Source organism: Simiduia aestuariiviva (assembly GCF_014192475.1).
Taxonomy (GTDB): Bacteria; Pseudomonadota; Gammaproteobacteria; order Pseudomonadales; family Cellvibrionaceae; genus Simiduia; species Simiduia aestuariiviva.
Map to the genome: position 1 here is coordinate 719,732 of NZ_JACHXZ010000002.1, position 25,742 is coordinate 745,473.

Annotated in this window: 24 protein-coding genes; 4 read left to right on the forward strand and 20 right to left on the reverse strand. The window is 53.4% G+C overall.

The window, feature by feature from the left end:
• Positions 1-49: 49 nt before the first annotated feature.
• From fadA to prmB, 7 genes are all read right to left on the reverse strand, one after another.
• Positions 50-1,228 carry an acetyl-CoA C-acyltransferase FadA gene (fadA, locus tag FHS30_RS08920; protein ID WP_183910092.1) on the reverse strand — a complete coding sequence of 393 codons (1,179 nt, stop codon included), beginning with the start codon at positions 1,226-1,228 and terminating at the stop codon, positions 50-52.
• 15 nt (positions 1,229-1,243) lie between these two features.
• Positions 1,244-3,388, reverse strand: coding sequence for a fatty acid oxidation complex subunit alpha FadB (gene fadB, locus FHS30_RS08925; RefSeq protein WP_183910093.1), 2,145 nt, complete (start codon positions 3,386-3,388; stop codon positions 1,244-1,246).
• A gap of 148 nt (positions 3,389-3,536) precedes the next feature.
• Positions 3,537-4,316 carry an amidohydrolase gene (locus tag FHS30_RS08930; RefSeq protein ID WP_183910094.1) on the reverse strand — a complete coding sequence of 260 codons (780 nt, stop codon included), beginning with the start codon at positions 4,314-4,316 and terminating at the stop codon, positions 3,537-3,539.
• A gap of 32 nt (positions 4,317-4,348) precedes the next feature.
• On the reverse strand, positions 4,349-5,281 hold the full coding sequence (locus tag FHS30_RS08935) for a hypothetical protein (protein WP_183910095.1): 933 nt from the start codon (positions 5,279-5,281) through the stop codon (positions 4,349-4,351).
• Positions 5,282-5,412: 131 nt separating this feature from the next.
• Complete coding sequence (locus FHS30_RS08940) at positions 5,413-6,564, reverse strand: MFS transporter (RefSeq protein WP_343048981.1); 1,152 nt, start codon at positions 6,562-6,564, stop codon at positions 5,413-5,415.
• Positions 6,561-7,655 carry a chorismate synthase gene (gene aroC, locus FHS30_RS08945; protein ID WP_183910096.1) on the reverse strand — a complete coding sequence of 365 codons (1,095 nt, stop codon included), beginning with the start codon at positions 7,653-7,655 and terminating at the stop codon, positions 6,561-6,563. Before aroC ends, FHS30_RS08940 begins: the two co-directional genes overlap by 4 nt.
• Positions 7,656-7,771: 116 nt before the next feature.
• Positions 7,772-8,680, reverse strand: coding sequence for a 50S ribosomal protein L3 N(5)-glutamine methyltransferase (gene prmB / locus FHS30_RS08950; RefSeq protein WP_183910097.1), 909 nt, complete (start codon positions 8,678-8,680; stop codon positions 7,772-7,774).
• A gap of 113 nt (positions 8,681-8,793) precedes the next feature.
• On the opposite strand from prmB, the gene folE reads away from it, so the two are divergent.
• Entirely contained in the window at positions 8,794-9,378 is a 585-nt protein-coding gene (folE, locus tag FHS30_RS08955) for a GTP cyclohydrolase I FolE (protein ID WP_183910285.1), read from the forward strand.
• Here the strand turns inward: folE and FHS30_RS08960 are convergent.
• The 8 genes from FHS30_RS08960 to FHS30_RS08995 form a co-directional block, all read right to left on the reverse strand.
• Positions 9,375-10,259: a DUF4892 domain-containing protein gene (locus tag FHS30_RS08960; RefSeq protein ID WP_183910098.1), complete on the reverse strand. Its 885-nt coding sequence runs from the start codon at positions 10,257-10,259 to the stop codon at positions 9,375-9,377. The genes folE and FHS30_RS08960 overlap by 4 nt on opposite strands.
• Position 10,260: 1 nt before the next feature.
• Positions 10,261-11,181, reverse strand: coding sequence for an alpha/beta fold hydrolase (locus tag FHS30_RS08965; RefSeq protein WP_183910099.1), 921 nt, complete (start codon positions 11,179-11,181; stop codon positions 10,261-10,263).
• The gene (sixA, locus tag FHS30_RS08970) at positions 11,178-11,657 is read right to left on the reverse strand and encodes a phosphohistidine phosphatase SixA (RefSeq protein ID WP_183910100.1); all 480 of its coding nucleotides are present in this window, start codon (positions 11,655-11,657) and stop codon (positions 11,178-11,180) included. Before sixA ends, FHS30_RS08965 begins: the two co-directional genes overlap by 4 nt.
• Before the next feature lies 1 nt (position 11,658).
• The gene (locus FHS30_RS08975) at positions 11,659-12,030 is read right to left on the reverse strand and encodes a DUF4389 domain-containing protein (RefSeq protein WP_246341226.1); all 372 of its coding nucleotides are present in this window, start codon (positions 12,028-12,030) and stop codon (positions 11,659-11,661) included.
• The gene (locus FHS30_RS08980; protein WP_183910101.1) at positions 12,023-13,096 is read right to left on the reverse strand and encodes an NAD(P)H-dependent glycerol-3-phosphate dehydrogenase; all 1,074 of its coding nucleotides are present in this window, start codon (positions 13,094-13,096) and stop codon (positions 12,023-12,025) included. The genes FHS30_RS08975 and FHS30_RS08980 overlap by 8 nt, the downstream gene beginning before the upstream one ends.
• A gap of 211 nt (positions 13,097-13,307) precedes the next feature.
• A complete protein-coding gene (gene htpG, locus FHS30_RS08985) occupies positions 13,308-15,230 on the reverse strand; it encodes a molecular chaperone HtpG (RefSeq protein WP_183910102.1) in 1,923 nt (640 codons plus the stop codon).
• 183 nt (positions 15,231-15,413) lie between these two features.
• Complete coding sequence (locus tag FHS30_RS08990; RefSeq protein ID WP_183910103.1) at positions 15,414-15,860, reverse strand: PaaI family thioesterase; 447 nt, start codon at positions 15,858-15,860, stop codon at positions 15,414-15,416.
• Positions 15,844-16,392, reverse strand: coding sequence for a PaaI family thioesterase (locus tag FHS30_RS08995; RefSeq protein ID WP_221197211.1), 549 nt, complete (start codon positions 16,390-16,392; stop codon positions 15,844-15,846). The genes FHS30_RS08990 and FHS30_RS08995 overlap by 17 nt, the downstream gene beginning before the upstream one ends.
• Positions 16,393-16,853: 461 nt before the next feature.
• On the opposite strand from FHS30_RS08995, the gene FHS30_RS09000 reads away from it, so the two are divergent.
• Together FHS30_RS09000 and FHS30_RS09005 are read left to right on the forward strand one after the other, a co-directional pair.
• Positions 16,854-17,120, forward strand: coding sequence for a DUF4212 domain-containing protein (locus tag FHS30_RS09000; protein WP_183910104.1), 267 nt, complete (start codon positions 16,854-16,856; stop codon positions 17,118-17,120).
• An 8-nt stretch (positions 17,121-17,128) separates the two neighbouring features.
• Complete coding sequence (locus FHS30_RS09005; RefSeq protein WP_183910105.1) at positions 17,129-18,835, forward strand: sodium:solute symporter family protein; 1,707 nt, start codon at positions 17,129-17,131, stop codon at positions 18,833-18,835.
• A 72-nt stretch (positions 18,836-18,907) separates the two neighbouring features.
• Here FHS30_RS09005 and FHS30_RS09010 read toward each other — a convergent pair whose 3' ends face one another.
• The 3 genes from FHS30_RS09010 to FHS30_RS09020 all read right to left on the reverse strand — a co-directional run bounded on the left by FHS30_RS09010 (position 18,908) and on the right by FHS30_RS09020 (position 21,952).
• Entirely contained in the window at positions 18,908-19,366 is a 459-nt protein-coding gene (locus tag FHS30_RS09010; protein WP_183910106.1) for a hypothetical protein, read from the reverse strand.
• A 39-nt stretch (positions 19,367-19,405) separates the two neighbouring features.
• Positions 19,406-20,161: a TSUP family transporter gene (locus FHS30_RS09015; RefSeq protein ID WP_183910107.1), complete on the reverse strand. Its 756-nt coding sequence runs from the start codon at positions 20,159-20,161 to the stop codon at positions 19,406-19,408.
• 63 nt (positions 20,162-20,224) lie between these two features.
• Complete coding sequence (locus tag FHS30_RS09020) at positions 20,225-21,952, reverse strand: M28 family metallopeptidase (protein WP_183910108.1); 1,728 nt, start codon at positions 21,950-21,952, stop codon at positions 20,225-20,227.
• Positions 21,953-22,250: 298 nt separating this feature from the next.
• Here FHS30_RS09020 and FHS30_RS09025 point away from each other — a divergent pair, with 298 nt between their 5' ends.
• Positions 22,251-23,069, forward strand: coding sequence for a polyamine aminopropyltransferase (locus tag FHS30_RS09025; protein ID WP_183910109.1), 819 nt, complete (start codon positions 22,251-22,253; stop codon positions 23,067-23,069).
• Here the strand turns inward: FHS30_RS09025 and FHS30_RS09030 are convergent.
• Positions 23,026-24,666, reverse strand: coding sequence for a glycerol-3-phosphate dehydrogenase/oxidase (locus tag FHS30_RS09030; protein ID WP_221197212.1), 1,641 nt, complete (start codon positions 24,664-24,666; stop codon positions 23,026-23,028). The genes FHS30_RS09025 and FHS30_RS09030 overlap by 44 nt on opposite strands.
• Before the next feature lie 249 nt (positions 24,667-24,915).
• On the reverse strand, positions 24,916-25,422 hold the full coding sequence (locus FHS30_RS09035) for an ATP-dependent zinc protease family protein (RefSeq protein ID WP_183910110.1): 507 nt from the start codon (positions 25,420-25,422) through the stop codon (positions 24,916-24,918).
• Positions 25,423-25,742 lie beyond the last annotated feature (320 nt).

Sequence of the window (25,742 nt, forward strand, 5' to 3'; positions counted from 1 at the left end):
ACAAAAAAAGGGCCTCGTGGGCCCTTATCGCGTTCGTTGTGCCTAGCTACTAATTGAGTCGTTCGAGCACGGTGGTAATTCCCTGACCAAGGCCTATGCACATGGTAGATACACCAATAGCGGCATTTTTGTTGTTCATTGCCGTGAGTAAGGTGCCCGTGATACGGGTACCTGAGCATCCAAAGGGATGGCCCAAGGCGATAGCGCCGCCGTACAGATTGACCTTTTCGTCCATGACATCCAACAGCTGCAAATCTTTTAAAACGGGCAGTGCCTGCGCGGCAAACGCTTCATTTAATTCGACGACCTGCACATCATCCATGGTGAGATTGGCCAGCTTCAGCGCCTTCTCTGTGGACGGCACCGGCCCATAACCCATGATGCTGGGATCAACGCCGGCGAGCGCCATGGAGGTAATGCGAGCTATGGGTGTTAAACCCAAAGACTGCGCCCGTTCGGCCGACATCACCAGCATGGCCGAAGCACCATCGGAAAGTTGCGACGAGGTGCCCGCGGTAACGGTGCCATTGCGCGGATCGAATACGGGTCGCAATTGCGCCAATGTTTCAACGGTGGTCTCTGGTCGAATGGTTTCATCTCGACTCACCAACACGGGAAATCCATTGCTGTCGTGCCCCACCACGGGAATAATTTCCCGCGCGAAAATTCCGGCTTCCGTTGCACTGGCGGCCAACTGATGAGAGCGCGCACCAAAGGCATCCATTTGCTCGCGGTTAATGCCGTGCAACAGCGAGAGGTATTCCGCGGTCATGCCCATATTGCCTGCGGCTTTAGCAACCGAAAGTCCAAGCAATGGGTTGGGGGCTACCGATTCATACATGGGGAGGTGGCCGAGATGTTCAACACCACCGACCAAATAAACGTCCCCTTGACCAGCCCGAATATTGACCGCCGCAGTATGCAACGCACTCATCGACGATCCACACAAACGATTCACCGTTTGCGCTGGCACGCTGTGCGGCATACCGGCGCGCAACACAATATTGCGCGCGATATTAAATCCCTGCTCTTCACGCTGTAACACGCAACCCCAAATAACATCATCGATGTCTGCGGGATTTAATTCCGGATTGCGGGCCAGCAATCCTTGCACCACCGCAACCGACAAATCGTCAGCACGGACGTTGCGAAAACAACCGTTTTTGGAGCGCCCCATGGGACTGCGACCGTAATCAACAATCACCGCATCTTTTGGATGTAAACTCACTCTGAATTCCTCGCTCTATGCGTAATATTTTTTGCCCGACAACGCCAACATGCCGGGCGTCGGCGCATACAATTCACCCAGCGCCGCATGTTGCTCAGCCATAGCGAGCACCGCATCGATGCCCACACTGTCAACCCAACGGAAAACACCGCCACGGAAGGGCGGGAAACCCAAGCCATAAATAAGCGCCATATCCGCTTCGGCCACTGAATCGACAATGCCCTCTTCGACGCAACGCGCCATTTCTGTCACCATGGGCACCATCATGCGCGCAATGATGTCTTCGTCACTAAATTCCCGACGCTCAGCGCAGTGCGGCGCCAACAAACTGTAAGCCTGTTCATCAACTAATTTCGCGGGCTTGCCCTTTTTATCTGTTTCGTAACGATAAAAACCCTGGCCATTTTTCTGACCGTAGCGCTCAGCTTCATACATAATGTCGGTGCACGCTTTGAAGTGCTTGCCCATTCGCGTAGGAAAACCTTCGGCCATGACGGTTTCACAATGGGCCGCCGTATCGATACCAACCACATCCAATAAATAAGCCGGCCCCATGGGCCAACCCCAGGCCTGCATAACGCGGTCTACCTGCTGAAAATCAGCCCCATCGCGCAACAACATGGAGAAGCCCGCAAAATACGGAAACAACACGCGATTCACCAAAAAGCCCGGGCAATCTTTGACAACCACCGCCTTTTTACCCATGGCGTTGGCATAGGCCACGGTGCGCGCCACCGCGGTATCTGAGGTTTTCTCTCCGCGGATCACCTCCACCAAAGGCATGGCATGGACGGGATTAAAAAAGTGCATGCCGCAGAAATTTTCTGGACGCTTGAGAGCCTCGGCCAAATAACTGATCGAAATGGTAGATGTGTTGGAAGCAATAATCGCATCATTGCTCACGTGCGACTCCACTTCGGCCAACACGGTATGCTTGACCTTGGGATTTTCGACAACCGCCTCAACCACCATATCCACCTGCTTGAACCCGTCGTAACTTAAACAGGGCTCAATGCGCGTGAGCACTTGGGCCATGGCCGCTGGCTGCATGCGACCGCGCGCTACGCGCTTGGTCAACAACTTGGACGCTTCCGATAACCCGAGGTCGATACCGGCCTGGGCAATATCCTTCATTTTGATGGGCGTACCCTTTAGGGCAGACTGATAGGCGATACCGCCGCCCATAATACCGGCACCTAAAACGGCCGCGCGGGCTATTTTTTTATCCGCCCGCTTCTCCCAACCTTTTGCCTTCTTTCCGATGAGCTGATCCGATAAAAACAATCCCACCAACGCGGCGGCTTGCGGGCCTTGGGCGAGCTTCGCAAAGGCCTTGGCCTCCTCGGCTAATGCGGCCTCTCGACCGGCCTTCGCCGCAGCTTGCATGGCTTTTACCGCCGCTACCGGCGCTGGATAATTTTTGCCTGCCTGCGTGCCAATAAACGATTTTGCGGTCTCAAACGCCATGAGTGACTCAGTATCGTTTAACGCCATGGGGCTCGTCTTTTGCTGGCGACGGGATTTAAAGTCGAGCGCACCGTCTATGCACTGCCTGACTGTGTGCAGTGCGCAGTCTCTCAATAATTCGGGGGCAACGACGGCGTCGACGACGCCCGCCTTCAAGGCCGCTTCAGCGCGCTGATCTTGCCCAGAGGCAATCCATTCGGCAGCGGTATCGACACCTGCAATACGCGGCAGGCGCACCGTGCCACCCCAGCCCGGAATAAGTCCGAGCTTAGTTTCGGGTAGGCCGACTTTTGCGGCACTGCTGGCAACGCGGTAGTCGCAGGCTAAGCAAAACTCCAAGCCGCCACCCAGTGCAAAACCATTGATGGCCACCACCACAGGCACAGCTAGGTCTTCCAGGCGATTGTTGTTTTCATTGTTCTTGCTCAAATGCGCGATTACCGCATCTGAGCCGGCATTGAAAACACTGCCAAATTCTGTGATATCGGCCCCCACAATGAACACACCTTTGCCCGACGTGGCGATAACACCCTGCAGTCCAGGCAACTGCTCAAGCGCCGAGATTGCTTCGCCCAGCTCCTGCACAGTGCGCAGATCAAACTTATTGACCGATTCGCCTTCAGCATCAAAACACAGCTCGGCAATACCCGCCTCTAGCTGGCGCACCGACACTGATTTGCCCTGATAGACCATGGAAACTCTCCAATTTGCAGTAATGATTTCTGGATTCCAGCTGCGAATCTGCGATCACAGCGTGGCGACGCCCAAATTAATTCAAACGTATGTTTGAGATACTATAAACCTTTCATCTTTAAAGGTGAATAGTGTAGACCTAAGTGGGTTACAGCTTGAGTTGGAATTCGTCGGCGTCTTCGAGCACGGGGAATTTATCGCGCAGACGGGCCAATTGAAAGGCAGATAATTCGGCGCGAAGCACTGTTTCACCGCCCTCGTTTTCTGCGATGGAGTCGCCTAAGGGATCGAGTATTTGACTGTCGCCGGCATAGGAAAAGCCCTCGCCATCCATTCCCACCCGGTTTACCCCCGCTACAAATGCCTGATTTTCTATGGCTCTCGCCGGCAATAATCGCTGCCAATGGCGCGCCCGGGCCTCGGGCCAGTTTGCGACATAAAATAAAAGGTCGTAATCCTGACGAGATCGGCTCCACACGGGGAATCGCAAGTCGTAACAAATCATAGGGCAGCAGCGCCAACCATGGCAGGTAAACACCTTGCGCTCAGCGCCCGCAGTAAAAACCGTGTGCTCACCAGCCATGCTGAACAGATGTCGCTTGTCGTAGGTGGCGTAGTCTCCGTTGGGGGGCATCCAGACCAAACGGTTGTAGTAACAACCCTCCTCTTCCACCAAATAGCTGCCCGCCAGCGTCAACTGATGGGCGGCGGCTTGCTCGGCCATCCATGCGAGCGTCGGTCCTTCTGCCGGCTCTGCAAAAGCCTCAGCGGCTTGCGTGAACCCCGTTGTAAAGGTTTCTGGCAACAGCGCCAGATCTAATCCCAATGCGCTTTCTGCCAGGACATCGGCGAGTAGCGCCCGATTATCTTCGGGCGCCTGCCAAACCAAATCGGCCTGTAACAGCCCCACCGCCAATCGCTCTTTCACGCACTAACCTCCTCGTGGAACGTAACTGCTGACTAGCGTTGCGCAACTTGCGACTTAGTGAGTTGCAGCGCTTTTTCGCGCGCAATTTCAGCCTGCTCGGGCTCCTCAATACGCTCCCAATACAGGGCCGATCGATACCAAGATGCCACGCTTTGCTGTCGATAATAATTTATGTATTGCGCCTTTGAGTTTGCCTGCTGGCGCCAAGATAACATCACTTCGGCGGTCTCTGCAGATGATTGCCAAAGTCTCGCGGCCAGCTCGCGCTCTTTCGCCAAGGCCGCCAACTCTGCCGCCTGTTGATAGGCACTACCGGCATATCGCAACACATTCATCGCCAGTATTTGTCGCTTGCGTTGTAATTTCGCGTCGGACTCTGCCCGCTCTGCCCACAGCCCGCGCGCGCGCAGATATAGCGTCTCGCCCAGCGCGGCCATGTCTTCGTATGCATCGCTCGCCACATCTTCGGCTTCATCTTTGTCATCTAACGCGCGCCAGCTGTCATAGGCCTGACGTTGAATGCCATAGATACGATCTAAGGTCGTGGACAGATTCTTGTAGACGGTGAGTGCATTGCCATAGGCGGAACTTTCAATATAGCGTTGGCTGCCCTCTAGGTCCTGATTGACCGACCAGTAAAACGCCTCGATCTGGTCTAACGATATTTCGATGGCCTCTTCAGAGGGCGATAACGTATCGCTGCGCGTCAAACTGAAAGGCATGGGTGCGCCCTGCAGGCCGGCAATCTGGCAATAGCCAGTTAATCCACCGGCCAATTCGCAATCTTTTATCAACTGCACTTCTTGCTGCTGGCATATTGCGCGATCGTTAGCACTGTCGAGCGACGCGCAGTCACAACTGATGGTTAAACACTGATTCGCAAATGCAATCGCGGGCCAGAATAAAAAGCCGGCGACTATGGCAGCCAGTCTTGTAAGGTGGGTCTTCGTACATTCTTTAAACATTGCGGGCCCCTGTTATAACTATTGACTGTGATGGGCATCACCCTTTTGGTGCACCCCTACAGTAAAACGCCCAACTTGTGAGTGCAATACGTTATTAAACAAAGGGAGCTTAATTCGAAAAAGGCAGGCTGTTATGTCCGCAGCTTATAAAGTAAAAAACAGAGGAGAAAAGCCGCGAAGGCCATAGCGGCCGCCATCGCAAAGGTGGCTGCGGGTGCATACCCCCAAAGCAGGCCACTCAGCCATGCGCCAAGCGCGCCGCCAGCGCCAAAACACACCGATGAATACAAGGCCTGCCCCTGACCATCGGCACCTTGAAACTCCCGCCGAATCCATTCGATTGCCAGCGCATGGGTTAAGCCAAAACTCGCCGCATGTAACAACTGCGCAAAGATCAACACTTCTATTTGCGACACAAATACTGCTATGAGTGCCCAGCGCAGGGCCGTCAGCCCTACTCCCCACAGCAACAAAGTGACCAGGGACGTTCGCGCCATCAATCGGTGCATACACCAAAACAAAACGATCTCTGCGACCACACCCAGCGCCCACAACCAACCGATGGTGGCTGCGCTGTAACCTGCCGACGCCAAGTACATGCTAAAGAAGGTGTAGTAAGGGCCATGACTCACTTGCAACAAAAAGGCGATCACTAAAAAAAGTATGATCGCCGGCTGACCGACCCGCCCCCGGATAGAGCGAGCGCCAGCAGTATCGAGCGATTGGGGGGCCTCCGGCACGTACAGGGAAGACAACCACAACACCACTAGGCAGGCCGCGGCGATGACGGGAAGCGATAAGATCCGGTCGCCTTCAAACCAATACCCCAGGCACACCACCGCAATAAAAAAGCCCAGTGACCCCCACTGGCGCACGAGGCTGTAGCGGCCGGTTCTCGGCGCCAAATGCGCGATCGTCACCACTTCAAATTGGGGCAGCACTGCATTCCAGAAAAAGGAGAAACTAAATAGCACCCACATCAGCCAGTAAAATTCCGTGCTGACAAAAATACCCAGAAAGGAAACCAACGCCGCCAGGTTGCCGATGCGAATCCACGCCATGCGTCGACCGCGACGGTCAGATAACCAGCCCCAAATATTGGGTGCCAAGATTCTGGTCACCATGAGCGTCGCAGTGAGTAGACCGATATCGTAACCACTGTACCCCAACGCTTGCAGGTACAGACTTAAAAACGGTACCAGTACGCCAACGAGGGCGAAATAAGCGAAGTAGACGCCCGACATCCGCCAATAAGGCGCGGGCGATTGATCAGCGGCCGTCACCGGCGAGTGATGTCCGGAATTTGATGTACGACATCGGCATTTTGCCCGCGATGGCGCAGCAGATGGTCCATCAATACGATCGCCATCATGGCTTCCGCGATGGGGGTTGCACGAATGCCCACGCAGGGGTCGTGCCGACCTTTTGTGACCACTTCAATGGGATTGCCGTGCACATCGATGCTGCGCCCGGGCAGATGTAAACTGGAAGTGGGTTTGAGCGCCAAGTGCGCCACAATATCTTGGCCGGATGAAATACCTCCCAAAATACCGCCCGCATGGTTGGACAAAAAGCCATCGGGGGTCAATTCATCCCGATGTTCTGTGCCCTTTTGGGCCACACAGGAAAACCCGGCGCCAATCTCTACGCCTTTTACGGCATTAATGCTCATCAGACCGTGGGCCAGATCGGCATCCAAGCGATCAAATACCGGCTCACCCAATCCCGGCGGAACCCCGTTTGCTACCACCGTGATTTTGGCACCAATGGAGTTGCCCTCTTTGTTCAGCGCCTGCATATAAGCCTCCATTTCAGGCACCTTGCTGGCATCTGGACAAAAAAACGGATTTTGCGGCACCTGCGCCCAATCCACCGTTTCTATGGCAATGGGACCCAATTGTGAAAGGTAGCCGCGCACCTGCACGCCCAACACTTCACGCAAATACTTTTTGGCAATGGCACCCGCCGCCACCCGCATGGCCGTTTCTCGGGCCGAAGAGCGGCCGCCGCCGCGGTAATCGCGTACACCGTATTTATGCATATAGGTGTAGTCCGCGTGCGCAGGTCTGAACTGATCCTTGATATTGGCATAATCTTTGGAGCGTTGATCGGTATTTTCAATCAACAAGCCAATGGGTGTTCCAGTGGTCTTGCCCTCGAATACACCCGACAAAATTTTCACCGCATCGGCCTCCCGCCGCTGCGTGGTATAACGCGACTGCCCGGGCTTGCGGCGATCGAGCTCCACTTGAATATCGGCTTCATTCAACGGCAGGCCCGGCGGGCATCCGTCCACAATACATCCCAGTGCGAGGCCATGGCTCTCGCCAAAAGTGGTCACAGTAAACAGCTTGCCAAAAGAGTTGCCAGACATAGTGGTCTCAATAATTCTCAGTCATCGCAATAAAGAGCGCGGATTATACGCGAAAACAGTCAATTGTTGCCTAACTACAAAAATTAACGATGCACTGCCACGCGCACCAGCGGCCCTCAGCTGCCGCCAAAGTAGCGGTCGATCTCTGTACGGGTCAGGGTAAACACGCCATGGCCACCCCGCTCAAATTCAACCCAGGTAAACGGCACCTCTGGGAATGCGGCCTCGAGCGCCACCCAACTGTTACCCACCTCAACAAACACCTGGCCCTGCGGGCTCAAATGTTGGTGCACCTGCTCTAGAAAGCGGCGCGTGAAGTCCAATCCGTCGTGCCCAGACCCCAACCCGATGCTCGGTTCACACAAAAACTCGGGGGGCATAGTGGCCAAATCCTGAGAGTCTACATAGGGCGGATTGCAGACGATGACATCAAATTGCTGCCCCGCAAGCCCGCTAAAACCATCCGAGAGCACCGTTTGCACCTGCTCCTCTAAGGCGTACCGACTGATATTCGCCTCCGCCACCGAGAGTGCATCCGGGGAGATATCAGACAGGACCACCGCGGCCTCTGGAAAGGCATGCGCACAGGCAATGCCGATGCAGCCGCTGCCCGTACACATATCCAAAATACGCGTAGGTTCAGCCAGCAACCAAGGTGAAAAAGCCTGCTCGATTAATTCGCCCATGGGAGATCGCGGCACCAACACGCGCTCATCCACCGCAAAGGCCAAACCTGCAAACATCGCCTGCCCCGTTAAATAAGCCACGGGGATTCGCTCATTGATCCGTCGCGACAACAATCCAAACAACTTATCTCGCTCCGCCATACTCAAGCGACATTCGAGCAGTGAGGGATCTTCGCTCCAATGCATATGCAACACGTGCAGCGCCAATTGAAGACTTTCGTCCCACGCGTTGTCGGTGCCGTGCCCGAAAAACACCTCGGCCTTTAACATTTGGCTCGCGCCCCAGCGCACCCAGTCGCGCAGGGTTTGCAGTTCTTCCTTTGGATTGACCTGTGACACGTGAACTCCCCATGGATTTTACAGGCGGCTATTGTATTCCCATTGACCACAATGTCGAAAAAAATCATCCAGACTGCACTTGGCCCCGTAAACCACTGGCGCTGAGCAGCATAATGGCGATAATACACACCCCGAAACACAGTAAGGACTCAGGTCAAATGAAAGAGCATTTCGCAAGCATTATCTCCGCCATTGGTGAGGACCTGACCCGCCCGGGCCTAGCAGACACGCCCGAACGCGCGGCTAAAGCCTTCGAGTTTCTAACCCGCGGCTACCAGCAAAAGCTGGATGATGTGGTAAACGACGCTCTGTTCCCCTCCGACTCCAATGAAATGATCATCGTCAAAGACATCGAGCTCTACTCGATGTGCGAGCATCACATGCTGCCATTTATCGGGCGCGCGCACGTTGCTTATATCCCTACGGGTAAAGTGCTCGGGCTATCAAAGGTAGCGCGAATCGTCGATATGTTTGCTCGCCGCCTGCAAATTCAAGAGCAGCTAACACTGCAAATTGCTGAAACGGTGAAATCGGTTACCGGCGCAGAAGGTGTCGGGGTAATCGTAGAGGCGAAACACATGTGCATGATGATGCGCGGCGTAGAAAAACAAAATTCCGTTATGAAAACGTCCGCTATGCTGGGCTCATTTCGCGATGATCCGGCAACCCGCACAGAATTCTTGAGCCTGGTGCGCTAGTCGCGCACCAAGTCTACCCGCACGGGCGTCGAACGGCGCCCCGCTGGTGCCAAACGGCCCACGCTAAAAACACCCAAACTGACGCGCACATTGCGCGCTTTGAGCAGCGCCAACACGGCCGCGGCATGTTCACGGCCCGCGGCTAGATGATCTTGATCAGGCCGATAATCGTGTCCCACAAGCGTAAAACTGCCACCCTCGTCATTCAGGAAATTGGCCAGTGCCTGCAACTGCGCAGCGGAAATGACGACACCCTCGCTCGCGGTGAACTGCAATGGAATGGAAAAGTAACCCTGTGATTTCACGGCATTGGCGATGGATTTAGCGGACGTAACGAGTCGCTCGGTGATCCCCGAGGGGGGCGTCACTTCCTCAAGCTGCGCCATAACGCTGCCATTGCCACGACGCACCACATAGACGACCACATACCCTAAGTGTTCACCGTGCTCCACTTCGTATACGCCGTAGAATTGATGTGCATCTAAGCCATAGAGAATGCGTTGATTAAAATGTGTATTCGCCCAAGCATTACTGGTACCGCACAATAATCCCGTGCAAGAAAATAGCTCGCGGCGACTGGGTAATTGGGTGATTAACGCACGGAAAAAGCCCTGCTCATCTGCACCACGCGGCAACTCAATGGTTTTACGCGAGACCAAACCACTCACAGTCTCCGCGCCCTGAGTGCGCCACTCGTTGTTTATGCGGCGATACACGCCCAGCATCAACTGGTAATTCTGCTCTTGTACTTCAGATTGATACACAATGCGACTATCGGCGGGCAGCTGCCAATCTATCGCTGCCCCGCTCGGCAGGGCAACGCCAAAGCCCAGCGCACCCAAGCACCCCAATAGCAGCCTTCGTAGAATCAATTTATTCACGCTAAGCCCTCTCCATCTGACGATCCAGTGTAAAACGGGGAACAACTGATAACGCGCCCTTTTTACATTGTTCGCGAATGTGTTGATTAAAAATCTTGGCGACCTCTGTGGCCTGCTGTTCCATGTGTAGATGATGACTGCCCACCATGAGCTGCTGGTTAATATTATCGAGTTTTTCCAGCACTTTGTGTAAGCCTGGAAACAACTTTGGCATTCCCTCGCTGGCCAACACCAATGACGCGGGCATGCTAATAGCGCGCGCAAAGGCAAAGATTTGCTCCGCATTTAATTTAACCATCGACGGCGTTAATAACTTCGGATCGACCCGCCAAGTGACGCCCCCTTGTACTGGTTTTGAGCCGCGTCCCGCCATTTCCAACGCCGCTTCTTGGCTCAAGGGAAACATGCCCTGTAGACGCACCTGTGCGGCCGCAGCCAAGTCTGGATACACCGGAAATGTACGCTGCGCATCGCGAGCCAATGCAGACATAGCTTTGCGCATTTGCGCAGGCGCATCGTCGCTATTTATGGGTTCTGGCAACAGCCCATCGAGCAACAGCAGCTGCTCCACAGACTCGGATTGTGCGGCGGCAAAGAGCGTGGCTATGATGGCCCCACGCGAGTGCCCCAATAAGCCCACCTGCGTGAGCGATAACGACTTAATCACATCTCCCACATCAATGATGTCATCCCAGAGGTGATAAGGGCTATAGCTGGGCCGGTGATAACTGTGACCATGGCCGGCGAGATCGAGCGCAACTACCGTGGCGTCAAGCTGAGGCGCCAGGCGATTAAAACTCGCACAATTATCGAGCCATCCGTGCAGCGCTAACAACACCGGCGCGTCGCGCTTGTGCCAAATTCGCGCAGCGAGCGTTCGTTCACCGGACAGTTGAAATAGATGTTCCTGCGGTGCCGTCATAGCTCACTTAAATTTGGGGCGTGAATTGCGTGATGATCTGCCAAACCGCGCGCCGCGAGCGGCAGGGTTAGCTCTGCCAAATAGGCTGTACCCATACTGCAGGCCCAGGCGGCTTCGCCGGTGAAATAGGCAACCAATTCGCTCACTAGCGGCTGATGGCTGACCAATAAAATCTCGCTGCCCTCATCACACAAGCTCAATTGATCCACCACCTGCGAAACAGCGGCTTCCGGCATAAGCCAGTCTACCGTCGCAGGTGTGACATCGGGCAACGTAATCAGCGCATCACTCCAGACTGCGGCCGTTTGCTGCGCGCGAACAAAGGGGCTCACCCAGATATGGGTGGGCGCCATGTGCGCGCCCCACCGACGCGCTTGCGCCTGAACCTGCATACGCCCATGGTGCGTTAGCTCGCGCTCTGCATCAGTTGCCGCCTGAGCCTGTGCCTCACCGTGACGCAGTACCCAAATCTTCATATCAATCTTTGGGCTCATCTGGGAAGGGCCAATCCGCAAACGGAAAGGGCTTGTCTTCACTGTTGTAGGTCAAGAATTTTAGCGTGTCTGCAATATAGCGAGTGAGACTCGCGCCAAAGGAACGCAAGTTTTCATTGTCAGAACCGGTTAAGAGTGCAAATAGAAATTGCAACACTACCACCACGCCAACAACTAAGCTCGCCACTTGCAACACAAAGCCAAACAGGATCATAAAAAATAAACGTATCCAGTGATCGGGCGAAAGGACATTACCTTTGATCGCTTCAAACTCACCCGTATCTGATGTGGTGCTGCTGGACGACTTAACATTTTCTGGTGGCATTTTTTCATTGTTAGATTGAGAATCACTCATCACCGGCTCCCATAAATTCTACATCGTGATTTTGCTCGCCCACCATGAGTTTGTGCGCTACCTCCTCGATGGGCAAACCTTGAAAGATGACCGCATACAAGCCCTTCACAAGCGGCATATACACGTCCATCTCCTGCGCTTTTGCAGCAACGACCTGCAGGGTATTCACCCCTTCAGCCACCTGTCCCAACTCCGCCACAATATCATCCAATGCCCGCCCTTGCCCTAAGGCGAACCCTACGCGGTAATTGCGCGACAGATCAGATGTACAGGTCAGAATTAAATCACCCACGCCCGCCAGCCCCAAAAAGGTCATAGGGTTAGCGCCAAGCGTGTTGGCAAGCCGACTCATCTCGGCCAGTGATCGAGTAATTAGCATGGCATGGGTATTACTTCCCGCACCGAGTGCCGTCGCCATACCGCTGATTATGGCGTAAATGTTTTTCAACGCACCGGCTAACTCAACACCACGGCGATCGCGGTTGGCATAGACCCGAAAGGTGTCTGAACTCAGCACTGTTTGCACACGTCTTATCAGCGTGCCGCTGTCAGAGGCTATCACAGTGCCGGTCTGCTGTTGCTCGATAATTTCCTTCGCGAAATTCGGGCCGCTGAGCACACCGATTGCATGCCCAGGCATCTCCTGTTCGAGAATTTCACTCATTAAGGTAAAGCCTTTGCCCTCAATGCCTTTTGTAGTACTTACCAACAAAGCATCGGAGCGCACGAAGGGCTTAATTTTTTGCACTACTTCGCGAAAACCGGAACTGGGTACGGACACAAACACTAGCGATGCATCACCCACCGCTTCCGCTAGATCGGAGGTGGCATTGAGCGAGTCAGCAAAGCGGTAGCCGGGTACGTAATGGGCATTTTCTCGGTCCCGCTGACACAGTAAGGCGCGATCTTTGTGACGCATCCACAAATAGGTGGGGTGGCCATTGTGGGCACTGATATTGGCAACGGCGGTACCAAAACTTCCGCCACCCAATACGGCAACTTTAACCGGTTTCACGGCAGCCTTGGTGGCAATGGACGCTGTGTTGTTTGAATTTTCGTCGCTCATGAATTCTGAGATGCTCTGTTGTAGTAATAATTTCCTGCAGCAGCCGGGTTCAAGCGCTGAAAGTGACAAAAACCCTTGTCACTCATTGCGCTCAGCCACACCCAGCTATTGGGTTGAAGTGTAGGGTAACCACGACCATTTCGATAGCTACAAAACGATAAAGGCCACAACCCTCGCGGGCAATGGCCTCTACCGAATAGCCTATGTCGAATTAGTGACTCAATTCGAGCAATAGCTTGTTCAAACGCTGCACATAGAGTGCTGGGTCGTGCGGTTGACCACCCTCAGCCAAGTGCGCCTGATCGAACAGAACCTGCGCCAGATCCACAAAGCGATCTTCATCCGGCTCTTGATCTAACTTACGCAGCAATGGGTGCTCAGGGTTCATCTCAAAAATGGGCTTAGACTCAGGCACGGCTTGGCCAGCCTGCTCCAACAACCGGCGCATCTGCGCCCCCATATCTTGCTCGCTCACCACCAAACACGCTGGCGAATCCGTTAGGCGATGGGTAACGCGAACCTCCGAAACCTTACCATCTAACGCCTTCTTCACCCGCTCAATTAAATCGGCATGAGCTTTGGCACTTTCTTCTTGCGCCTTCTTCTCTTCCTCTGAATCAAGTTCACCCAGATCCAGTGCGCCCTTGCCCACATCTTGGAAACTTTTCTCATCAAAGTCGACCAGATGCCCCATCAACCACTCATCGATACGGTCAGACAGTAGCAGCACTTCAATGCCTTTCTTGCGGAAAATTTCTAAGTGTGGACTGCTCTTGGCGGTGTTGAAGTTATCCGCCGCCACATAGTAAATTTTCTTTTGCTCAGGCTTCATGCGCGACACATAGTCTTCCAGCGACTGATCCTGATCGGGTTTATCGGTGTGGGTGGTAGAGAAGCGCAACAATTTGGCGATTTTTTCGCGGTTGGTGAAATCTTCGGCAGGCCCTTCTTTCAGCACTTGACCAAATTCTTTCCAGAAGGTGGCGTATTTTTCGGCGTCGCTTTTAGCCATTTTGGCCAGCATATCCAACACGCGCTTGGTCAATGCCGAGCGCATCGCGTCGATATTTGGGTCTTGCTGCAAAATTTCACGGGAAACGTTCAGTGACAGATCATTGGAATCCACAACGCCTTTAATAAAGCGCAGGTACAGCGGCAAGAACTGCTCTGCATCATCCATAATGAAAGTGCGCTGCACGTACAATTTCAAGCCCCGCGCGGCATCACGATTGTACATGTCAAAGGGCGCTTTGGCGGGCACGTACAACAAACTGGTGTAATCCAACTTGCCTTCCACCTTGTTGTGGCTCCACACCACGGGGTCGGCGTGATCATGCGATACATGCTTGTAAAATTCTTTGTACTCATCATCAGACACATCCGAACGCGAGCGAGTCCAAAGCGCGGTCGCCGAGTTGATGGTTTCGTACTCTGGCGCCGCGTCTTTTGCGGGCTTGTCTGACTCGTCGTCGGCCACATCGTAATTGACTTTCTGCATAGTCACAGGGATGGAGATGTGGTCGGAATACTTCTTAATGATGGAGCGCAGACGCCAATTGTCGGCGAAGTCTTTTTCGTCGTCTTTCAAGTGCAATACGATGGTGGTGCCACGCTGTTCACGCTCGATGTTTTCGACGGTAAATTCCGCTTCGCCGGTGCAGGTCCAATGCACACCTTCACTGGCGGCGGAACCCGCGCGGCGGGTGAACACTTCCACTTCTTTGGCAACGATAAACGCAGAGTAGAAACCCACGCCAAACTGGCCGATCAGATGTGCATCTTTTTTCTGATCACCGGTTAGATTCTGGAAAAACTGCGACGTGCCAGACTTGGCAATTGTGCCCAGATTTTCAATCACCTCATCACGGGACATGCCGATGCCATTGTCAGACACGGTCACTGTGCCCGCTTCTTTATCGAATTCGACCGTCACTTTAAGATCGGAGTCATTCTCAAACAAACTGTCGTTGGAGAGCGCTTCAAAACGCAATTTATCCACTGCGTCAGAGGCGTTAGATACCAACTCACGTAGAAATATTTCTTTGTTGGAATACAAAGAGTGGATCATCAGGTGCAGTAGCTGCTTAGCTTCCGTCTGAAATCCGCGGGTCTCTTTTTTGGCTTCAACGCTCATGCGTGCAAACTCCTGTTATCTCTAGGTGATCAAGTTCAAGTCATACCGGCCGATTCGCGCCTGTGACAGCTAGCTGCCGGGCTTCAGCGGGTGGCGCACAAGCGCCCTAATGGCAACTAAATGGGGGCGTTTTATGGCATTTCAAGGAGTTTTTCGGAACGGAGATGGCTACTTTTTAAGCAGCTAATCGCTGAGCAGGAAGTGGGCTCTGGCGCGCGCGATGGACTCACTCGGGTCGGTTTGCCACGCATTGATGCCAATATTGACCAGCCTGCGCCCCTGCCGCACAACATCACAACTCACCCAAGTATCGCGCAGCTTGCCTGCACGCACGTAATCGATCGAAAAATCGACAATTTTGGGCACCTTGAGGGTGTCCATGTGCATCAATAAATGCAGGGCTGCCGCCGTTTCCATACACCCGCCAATAGCACCACCGTGCAGCGCCGGCAAAGTGGGATTGCCGACATTGCCAGCTGAGGCTGCCATCAGAAAACGCAACCCGTCTGGGTGTTGCTGCGCCTGAATCCCTAACAAACGGGCGTAGGGAATTGCCTGGGTTAATAGTTCAGGGCGTTGTTGCGCGCGCGCTTGGCGCACCAAATCTGCAAAATCACTGCTTTGGCTCATGGGCGCCCTCCAAACTATCCATTACACGCGTAATCTGCTCCGCCATCTGGGCGGCAATGGCTGCGTCTAAGCGTGAGAAATTGGCGACACAGTGGGCCACGGGATGGTCGCGCGTCTCGTGATATGCCACGCCACGGGTAAAGATCACCTGATCGGTAACGCGATACACCTCGCCCTCGGCATAGAGCGTTTTCCCAGGTGTGGCCGGGCGCATGTAGTCGATGCGTAAATCCATGGTTGGACACAATTCAGGTTGCGCCAAGGCGGTCAGCGTTGCGAAGCCACAACAGGTATCAAGCACCGTGGTCAGGACGCCACCGTGAATCACACCTGTATCGGGATTGCCCACCAAATGCTCTCCATAGGGCAACCGCACACGGACGCATCGGGCATCGACGTGTTCAATGGCCAGGCCCAATTGATGAAAGTGATCGCCCTTGTTGGCGCTGACCATTAACTCGAATAAGCGGCGCGCTTTATCGGGTGGAAAACCGGCAATCGTTGCAGCGGGTATTTCGACGTGGGTGGCCATTTAATCCTCTTAACTCAAACAGCTGTTTGACAACATTATAGCCAAGGCACACTTTCACACAGTGGCTAATTCGTTCAACCTGAGCGACCCACTCGTTCATACGCTCAACAGAGGACGCCACCATTGCCAGAATCATGGCCTTGCTGAACAATCCTTGCAGCCAAGGTTGGTCACTTTGTACAGGGTCAGCCACAGGGGCGTCCACAGGCGCCTCCAGAGGGTCGGGCACCTTGCGCTACTGGATGGGCAAACTGCCACTGACTGACAATTACTCGCTATTTGAAATTCCAGGCACAGTGAGCCATTTTTTACCCGCCTACCCCAACCTGTAAACGTTGCCACCCTGGCCTTTTTTAGGTCAATATCCCACTGCCTAGTGCGACCTTAGCCGCCCCCCAAAGGTATGGCGACGCTAAACAACGCAAGGTCATGCTCCAACAATAACAATAGAGGTGAACCCTATGGCATTTAAAAACAAAGCCGATCAAGTCGCCTACTGGAAGGCAAACTTGCGACTCATGCTAATACTGCTGAGCGTGTGGTTTAGCGTCTCCTTCGTGGGTGGAATCCTACTGGCCGACACATTAAATCAGTTTCGCTTGTTCGGTTTTAAACTCGGATTTTGGCTTGCCCAACAGGGCTCCATTTACGTTTTCGTCCTATTGGTTTTCGTGTACGTCACGGCCATGAACCGCTTGGATAAAAAATTTCAAGTACAGGAAGACTAGGAGCAGATATGGATATCCAAAGCTGGACATTTGTCATTGTGGGGCTGTCTTTTGCTCTGTACATCGGCATTGCCATCTGGGCAAGAGCCAGCACTACCAGTGATTTTTATGTGGCCAGTGGTGGCGTGCACCCCATAGCCAACGGTATGGCAACAGCCGCCGACTGGATGAGTGCAGCGTCATTTATATCCATGGCCGGCCTCATTTCTTTTATGGGTTACGACGGCGGCGTGTACCTCATGGGCTGGACCGGCGGATATGTATTGCTCGCCCTGTGCCTAGCACCCTACCTGCGAAAGTTTGGCAAGTTTACCGTGCCAGACTTTATCGGCGACCGTTATTACTCACAAACGGCGCGCACCGTCGCGGTGTTTTGCGCGATTTTCGTGTCGTTCACTTACGTAGCTGGTCAGATGCGCGGCGTGGGCGTCGTTTTCTCGCGATTTTTGGAAGTGGAAATCATATGGGGTGTGATCATCGGCATGGGCGTGGTGTTTTTCTACGCGGTACTGGGCGGAATGAAAGGCATTACCTATACCCAAGTCGCTCAATATTGCGTGCTCATTTTTGCCTATATGGTACCCGCCATTTTTATTTCCATTATGATGACTGGGCATCTACTGCCACAGATCGGATTTGGCGCAGAACTGATACAAGAGCCCGGCGTGTATCTACTGGACAAGCTAGACGGGCTCAGCGAAGCACTCGGCTTTTCGGCCTATACCGACGGCAGTAAGAGCACCATTGATATCTTTTTTATAACCGCCGCACTGATGGTCGGCACCGCGGGTTTACCCCACGTTATTGTGCGCTTTTTCACGGTACCGAAAGTGCGCGACGCACGTAAATCGGCGGGCTGGGCGCTGTTATTTATCGCCATTTTGTATACCACAGCACCGGCGGTGGCCGGCTTTGCACGCGTCAACATGATTGAAACGATCAACGGCGCTGATGGACTGGGCACGCCCTACGTTGAAGCGCCCAGCTGGATCGCCAACTGGGAACAAACGGGTTTGATTTCATGGTCAGACCACAACGGTGATGGGCGTATGTTTTACGCTGCCGACGAACGCAATGAGATGGTGGTAGATCGGGACATTATGGTGCTAGCCAACCCCGAAATTGCCAATCTGCCGGCCTGGGTTATCGCGTTGGTAGCGGCAGGCGGCGTGGCAGCGGCCCTGTCAACGTCTGCAGGATTACTGCTCGTCATTTCCACTTCGGTTTCACACGATCTACTCAAGCGCAATTTAATGCCGCAAATTACCGAGCGGCAGGAATTGTTTTACGCTCGGCTTGCCGCAGGCGTCAGCGTGTGCATTGCGGGCTACCTTGGCGTTCATCCGCCGGGGTTTGTTGCACAGGTCGTGGCGTTTGCCTTTGGCTTGGCGGCCTCAAGTTTTTTCCCGGCAATTATTCTCGGGATATTTTATAAAAAAATGAATAAAGAAGGCGCCATCGCCGGCATGGTAAGCGGGATAACATTTACCGCGGCCTATATTATTTACTTTAAATTTATCGATCCTGCGGCCAATACTTCGGAACATTGGCTGCTCGGCATTTCCCCTGAAGGCATTGGCACTCTGGGCATGCTCCTCAATTTTGTTGTGGCACTGCTAGTCAATCGACTCACAGGGAATGCGCCTGAGGAAATACAAGATATGGTGGAGTCCATTCGCTACCCGCGCGGCGCGGGCGATGCAATTAACCACTAACCAACCCTGTCAATGGCAGAACTAAAACAGGCGCCAAAGGGCGCCTGTTTGCCAGTTTGAAACCGGTGCGCGTTAAGCCTCGGGCAAACTGCACTTTCTAAAAATATCCAAGGACTCATTCATGTGCGACTTCAGCAATGTATTGAGTGCCCGATAAAACATTGGGTCCGTTTGCGCTTGATAGGATTGAGTTGGGTCGGCGGTATTGAACATCGCCACATATTGCTGGTCGCGTTTTAACGTGAGCTGCCACGTGCTAGGGCCTAATTCATGATCGATCACGACGAATATCTGGTGATTTCGACTCCGAACAATCGCTTCCGTGGGCTGCGTGTTCTCAATGTAAAACGCACTCTGCAATAACACTAATTTATCGACATCGCGTGTTTCCCAATATTCATGCTCGCTGATTTCTGTGCAAAAATCCACGCGAAACGCCCGCCAAGGGGTCTCACTCAGGTCCGGTGCGCGCTGTTGCTCACAGGCCGACAAAGCCACCACACTGAGTAATAAAACCGCTAAACGCTTCATAGCTACCTCCCTATTTACAGCCTCGCAGGATACACCCTGTCACCACAAATCCCAGAGTAATTTTGCCGACAAGGTCAGTGACAAGGTGATTAAGAGTGGTTTTACTAACGCAGCACCCTTGGTAAAAACCAATTTGGCGCCCACTCGGCCCCCAGCAAACTGGCCCACGGCCATTACCAGCCCTACCATCCACACAACCTGTCCACCCAGTGTGAAAAAAACCAATGACGCCACATTAGAAGTGAAGTTTAGTAATTTGGTGTGTGCAGTGGCACGGCGCAAGCCCATGCCGGCCAAACTGATAAATCCCAACGCGTAAAAGGAGCCCACGCCTGGGCCAAAAAAACCATCGTAAAAACCACAGCCTGCGCCGATACAAAACGCAAATGCTCGCGACGACATGCGCCGCTCGCCATCGACGTCGCTCATACGAGGTGACACCATAAAGTATATGGATATGGCGATCAGCATCAATGGCAGCAGCCATTGCATCATGCTGGTGTCCACCCGCTGCACCAACAACGTGCCCAAGGCACTGCCCACAAAGGTGCACAATAAGGTCAGCAACATAGGTTTGAGGGACAAAAGGCCTCGCCGCCAAAAAAACACCGTCGCCGACAGCGAACCAAAGCTGGCCTGAAGTTTGTTTGTTGCGAGCGCCTGCGCTGGTGTCATGCCGCTGGCCATTAGTGCCGGTACGGTGAGCAGGCCACCACCGCCCGCAATGGCATCCACCGTTCCGGCAGTAAAGGCCACCACAAGCAGCAAAAATAATGTGCTGAGCTCAACTTCCATCACGCATTCCACTCGTAAAAAAAGGGGCACAGAGCCCCTTTGGTAACACCTATGTCAACTTGACTATTGCTGGGTGCTCGCTGTTGGGCAACGGCGTTCCCCGCCCTTGCGACAGGCGGCAATTGACGCTTCGCGAGCCTGTAAAAATTCGCTCTTAGCATGCCACTGCGGATAAATATCGCTCGTCGCCAGCGCCAAGCCCACATCAAAGTACAGCTGGGCATCTTCGGCCGTTCCGCGCAAATCCCAATTTGGGTCGTACTCGTCGGCGGGTTTGTGGTAGCGGTGTTTACCATAGTCTGCAGACTGTGCCTTTCCAAATTCGCTGCCGTGCTCTCGGTGCTCTTGGCCGCCCTTGGCGTACAGCATGGGCACACCCACTTTTGACATATTGAAATGATCGGAGCGGTAAAAGTAGCCCTTCTCTGGGGTTGGCTCACGCACCAACTTTCGCCCTTGCTGCGCCGCCGCTTGAGCCAGCAATTGCTGCATGCTGCTTGCGCCATAGCCAATGACCACAACGTCGTCCATGGGGCCATTGACGTTCATTGCATCCATGTTGATGCCGCCCACGGTTTTATAGGGCTTGAACACAGGGTTTTGGCTGTAATAGGCAGACCCTAATAAACCCGACTCTTCAGCGGTAACAGCAACAAACAGAATACTGCGATCCAAACTGGATTCGATCTCCATAAAACTGCGCGCCAAGGCTAAGAGCGCGCTGGTGCCCGTGGCGTTGTCCACAGCGCCATTGAAGATAACGTCTTCACCATCGGCGCCTGGCTTTTTACCTAAATGGTCCCAATGCGCCATGTAGAGCACAACCTCATCGGAACGCTTGTGGCCGGGAATCATGGCCATAACGTTGCGACTCTGGGAATGCTTATGAGTAATGCTCAATGCGGTGCTGGCAGAAACGCCCAAGCTTATCGGCGCGAAAGTGCCGCTAGCAGCCTGTGCCTTCAACGCGTTAAAGTCATGGCCGGCAGCGGCGAACAACGCCTCGGCAGCATCGCCGCGCAGCCAACCTTCCACGGCCACACGATTGGCGCCTTTGTCTGCACTGGCGAGACTAATTTGATCACCAGACCAGCTGCCCGTGACCACCTCCCAAGGGTAACCCGCAGCGCCCGTCTCATGCACAATCAGCAACGCCGCAGCGCCCTGTCGTGCCGCCTCTTCGTATTTATAGGTCCAGCGGCCGTAGTAGGTCATGGCGTTGCCATTAAACAGTTCGGCATTCTGGGTGGCATAACCGGGGTCATTGACCAACACCACCACCGTTTTACCTTTAACGTCCAAGCCTTGGTAATCGTTCCACTGGTACTCAGGCGCAACAATACCGTAACCCGCAAAGACCATTTCGCTATCCGCTAGCGTGATAGCCGCTTGTTCGCGCTTGCTCCAAGCCATCAGGCTATCGCCCTGCTCGAACGTCATGGGAGTAGGTAATCCCGCCACAGTGAGCACTGGGCTGTTGGTCAAGGTCGCACTGACCACCGGGACCTCTTGAAACCAACTGTCATTGTTGCCGGGGACCAGACCTAATTTCGCGAACTCTTGCGCCAAGTAATTCACCGTTTTTTCTTCGCCAGCGGTAGCCGGCGCACGGCCCTCAAATTCATCAGAGGCGAGTACGGCAATGTGCGTATGAAAATCTTCAGTAAATTGACCAAGCTGCGCTTTGCGGTCTATTTCTAGTGCTTTTGCAGTAGGGTTATCGTTCGACTGGCCACAGGCAGCCAGTAAAACAATCGCCATAGCGCCAGCCAGGCAATTTCGAATAGACATAGGAGACTCCTAAATGTGTCTGGAACACACGGGTTTGACCCGATTATTATGCGGTTACATCGTGTGCATAAGACGATTAGCGCGTCAGATGCCTCAAGGGAGGAATTACAAGGCCGAGAGCTGTGTCACAACGAGCGATTCCAGCCCCTGTCACCATTGCCCAATATAGATATCGCTCTATAGAAATTCCCTAATGATTACGCGGTTTTTAATTGGCTAATAATTGACTAGGCTTAACGCCTTACCCGAATTCGGCCGACATCGACTTCAGCTACACCTACAAATTGGATAACACTCAGTGCACAAGACGGAATTTGCCAATCACCTACTGCACGCGCTTACACACCGCAAGATTCGACCGCTGCTACAAACTCGCGACGAATACGGCGAAATTTTTGTGTATGAACAATCAGGTAGACGGGTGCTTACCTTTGACGAACGCTTTGAACAAAGCGCCATGCATTTGCAGCAACCTTACCTACCCTCACACCGCTACGTTCGCGCCATGCTCATGGTGCTCGCGTTCTGCACGCCGTCAAAAGTATTGCATTTGGGCTTGGGCGGCGGCGCGCTAGTGCGCGCGCTGGCAGCATTGCAGCCCGACTGCCAGCACATCGCCGTAGAATTAAGGGCCAGTGTCAAACACATTGCTGAACAATATTTTCTGACGCCAGATACATTGCCAGACAACACTCAATTGCGCGTTGTCTGCGATGATGCGCGACGCTTTATTAGGGCGCAGCCGGCAGAAAGTTTCGACATTATTTTTTCTGATATTTATTTGGCCAACGGAATGGATGTAAGCCAAAAATCCTGCCGGTACCTGGCCGACTGTGCGGCGGCGCTCTCAAACAGTGGCTGGCTAGTGCTGAATTTCACTCGGTTGCCCGCCTTTGATGATCCGAGCTTTTTAACCCTTGAAGGATTATTTGAAGAGATCTTAATCGCCAGTGTAGATGCGGCCAATTACGTCATTTTTGCCAGCAAGCGCGCCCTACCCCGCCCACTGGCGGCATACGCCCCCGCCATCAAGAAACTCAGCCAGCAGCTCAATATCGATCTATTGCGGCAATTCAAGCATTTGATGCAATGCCGGGATTTTTTTCAGCGCCCGTAAATTGGGGCGTACTGTAAAAACGTTGAATGATATCTCGATAACGAGCCAATTCCGCTTGCCAAACCCCATCTCCCCAACCGAGCTCTTCACCGCAAATATCCCTCAGTGTTTCGAACAGCGCTTCGCCACCATGGGGCAATAACAATCCGAGCGTGGTTCTGCGTAAAAGCAAATCATCCAAGTGATGCACTTGTTCGCCGCGCAGTGTCCAGCGACAATCGGCAAAGCTATAAGGTGTATCAGAGATGGGAAGTAATTCATCAGTGCGATCGTTGAGGTGCGCATCTCGCACCATTTCAAGCGCCGCATCGCCGTATCGACTTAAATAGTCTTGCGCCAATTCACCGCCTAATTCCAACAATTCCATGGGTGTCACTGTCACCGACTTGGCAAACGGCGCTAAAGGTTCTGCTGTGCAGCGATCAGCCAAGGGCGCTGATACCGCCCGCGCAACCACTGCCAGCACATCTTCTGCAATCAATCTAAAGGTGGTGAGCTTGCCACCACTGACCGTAATTAAGCCCTTGTCCTGCCACACTGCATGGTCACGCCGCTCTTTCGAGGGATCTTTGGACTTTCCGGTGCTAATGATTGGGCGCACGCCCGCCCAGGTGGAAATGATATCTGCTTCGCGCAACTGAGCGGTGGGAAAAGCACTATTGGCTGCACGAAGCAGGTAGTCCACTTCAGTTGCCGTGATATGTGCTTCAATATCCAGATCGTCCTTGTGATCAAGGTCTGTGGTACCAATGACAGTTTTACCGCCCCAAGGATAGATAAAGTGGTATCGGCCATCATCGGGATGCATCAGAGTGAGAGCTCCCGTCACTCGCAGGCGTTTTGAACTGACCAGAATGTGGCTGCCGCGTTGTGGCCGAATGCGTTGTTCTGGATTGACTTGATTGCGCAATCGGTCTGCCCAGGCGCCAGTGGCATTGACTACCGCGGCACTCTTTATTGTGACCGTATGACTTCGGGTGCTATCGGTGGCCTGCACCCCCTGCACGCCCTCGTCCCCCATAATGAGTCGATCCACTTTGCAGTAGTTGACACACACGGCGCCCAAACGTTGTGCCTCTTCAAGCACACGTAATACGAGGCGACTGTCATCGGTAATTGCATCGGTGTAGTGATAGGCACCATTGTGCGCCATTCGATTTAGACCGGGTAATTCCAACGCAAGCTGGTCCGCTGACAAATACCAATGGTTGGTTATTCCGGCTAGCCAATCATACAAACGCAACAGTAGCTTTACCGCGATGCGGGGTGGCGCCTTGGGACCCAAAATATAGTAGTAGCTCATTCGCTCAACCAATCCGGGCATGACTTCCAGCAAAAACTCTCGCTCCTGTAGGGAGTCCCGCGTCAAACTAAAGTCGCCCTGCGCCAAATAACGCAACCCACCGTGTACCATTTTTGAGGATCGGCTGGAGGTACCCCAAGCATAATCCTGCTGCTCTAACAGCAAAACTTTTAGCCCGCGCCGGGCGGCCTCAAGCAACACGCCTGCGCCGGTAATTCCGCCTCCGACGATAACCAGATCCCAAACCTGATCGGCTCGACACACCTGTCTCCAACTCTCGCTGCGATTCAGCAATGACTGACTCCCTAAATCCCTACCTACTTAGCGTTCCACACGAAAAAAACGCGCATTACTGCACTCTTTATAGCAGTACTCTGCAGTGTTCGATATGAAACGTAAGATAAAAAACCGCTGAAGCGAAGGTCTCAGCGGTCTAGTTAACCGAGGAACATTGACGGTCACGAATCCAATGAAAGTGCCACCCCGCCAAAACAAGGAAAGCGACGCCAAATTGGGGCGATTGAGCGCCAATTAACCGGCCCGCTACTCCAATGCGTCTTGAATAAAGGTGTTGCCTTCACAAGCGGGGCGACTGAGAAATGTTTCAGAGGAATCTACGAGCGCAACTTTTGATAAAAATGATCGACCAAGTAAAATGGCATAGTTAAATTTACGCCGATCGGCCAAACTAAATTCAGCGCGATAGACTTGGTGGTACAAACAAAAATTCATCGCCACCACCGGCCGGATGATGTTTTTCGCACCGTGCCTTTTAATAACAACGCGCCGGACCAATGGCCCCTCCAACCGGTGGGTTTCGCGTTTTTTAGTATTCAAATTCGTATCAGTAAAATCAAACCGCACCCAAGGCTCACCCTGCTTATCGAAATATTCGATATTAGTTGCCTGCATCGATGACGTTTTCGCACCCGGGTCGAGTTTAGTTTTGATACGCATATTAGCTGGTAGCAGTTGAACTGACTCCAACCAACCCATGATCATTTTTGGCGCCCGCGTAGGTGCTTCAGACCACGCAGATACAGAATACATCCCCATTACTAGCAATATTACGACAGCGCGCACCATGAACTCCCACCTATTCCATCTATTCCGCGAACTGTGCGGTTTTCAATCAACGTTTCGCCAACCTTGACGCCAGCATTTATAAAGCCACTAACAGACAGCGCCCATGTCCATTTAAAGACTCTTAGAAAACCAAGGAGTTCCCTGTACTTTGGGACATCAAGCGCCGTGGCATCATACACCAACACGCCCCAGCGAAGCCTGCCTCGTCTTGGGTTCGCACGGCAGCAGAGGTGCCGGATCTCGCCCTCCCTATATCGGTAGCAAGGCTGTTCGGCTAAGATGGC

What these genes read in the sequence shown, in the direction of transcription:
- fadB (WP_183910093.1), bottom strand. Translation starts at nt 3,388, where the DNA reads ATGGTCTATCAGGGCAAATCAGTGTCGGTGCGCCAGCTAGAGGCGGGT.
- FHS30_RS08935 (WP_183910095.1), bottom strand. Translation starts at nt 5,281, where the DNA reads ATGTTTAAAGAATGTACGAAGACCCACCTTACAAGACTGGCTGCCATA.
- aroC (WP_183910096.1), bottom strand. Translation starts at nt 7,655, where the DNA reads ATGTCTGGCAACTCTTTTGGCAAGCTGTTTACTGTGACCACTTTTGGC.
- folE (WP_183910285.1), top strand. Translation starts at nt 8,794, where the DNA reads ATGGCGATAATACACACCCCGAAACACAGTAAGGACTCAGGTCAAATG.
- FHS30_RS08965 (WP_183910099.1), bottom strand. Translation starts at nt 11,181, where the DNA reads ATGACGGCACCGCAGGAACATCTATTTCAACTGTCCGGTGAACGAACG.
- sixA (WP_183910100.1), bottom strand. Translation starts at nt 11,657, where the DNA reads ATGAAGATTTGGGTACTGCGTCACGGTGAGGCACAGGCTCAGGCGGCA.
- FHS30_RS08975 (WP_246341226.1), bottom strand. Translation starts at nt 12,030, where the DNA reads ATGAGTGATTCTCAATCTAACAATGAAAAAATGCCACCAGAAAATGTT.
- FHS30_RS08980 (WP_183910101.1), bottom strand. Translation starts at nt 13,096, where the DNA reads ATGAGCGACGAAAATTCAAACAACACAGCGTCCATTGCCACCAAGGCT.
- htpG (WP_183910102.1), bottom strand. Translation starts at nt 15,230, where the DNA reads ATGAGCGTTGAAGCCAAAAAAGAGACCCGCGGATTTCAGACGGAAGCT.
- FHS30_RS08990 (WP_183910103.1), bottom strand. Translation starts at nt 15,860, where the DNA reads ATGAGCCAAAGCAGTGATTTTGCAGATTTGGTGCGCCAAGCGCGCGCG.
- FHS30_RS08995 (WP_221197211.1), bottom strand. Translation starts at nt 16,392, where the DNA reads ATGGCCACCCACGTCGAAATACCCGCTGCAACGATTGCCGGTTTTCCA.
- FHS30_RS09000 (WP_183910104.1), top strand. Translation starts at nt 16,854, where the DNA reads ATGGCATTTAAAAACAAAGCCGATCAAGTCGCCTACTGGAAGGCAAAC.
- FHS30_RS09005 (WP_183910105.1), top strand. Translation starts at nt 17,129, where the DNA reads ATGGATATCCAAAGCTGGACATTTGTCATTGTGGGGCTGTCTTTTGCT.
- FHS30_RS09010 (WP_183910106.1), bottom strand. Translation starts at nt 19,366, where the DNA reads ATGAAGCGTTTAGCGGTTTTATTACTCAGTGTGGTGGCTTTGTCGGCC.
- FHS30_RS09015 (WP_183910107.1), bottom strand. Translation starts at nt 20,161, where the DNA reads ATGGAAGTTGAGCTCAGCACATTATTTTTGCTGCTTGTGGTGGCCTTT.
- FHS30_RS09020 (WP_183910108.1), bottom strand. Translation starts at nt 21,952, where the DNA reads ATGTCTATTCGAAATTGCCTGGCTGGCGCTATGGCGATTGTTTTACTG.
- FHS30_RS09035 (WP_183910110.1), bottom strand. Translation starts at nt 25,422, where the DNA reads ATGTATTCTGTATCTGCGTGGTCTGAAGCACCTACGCGGGCGCCAAAA.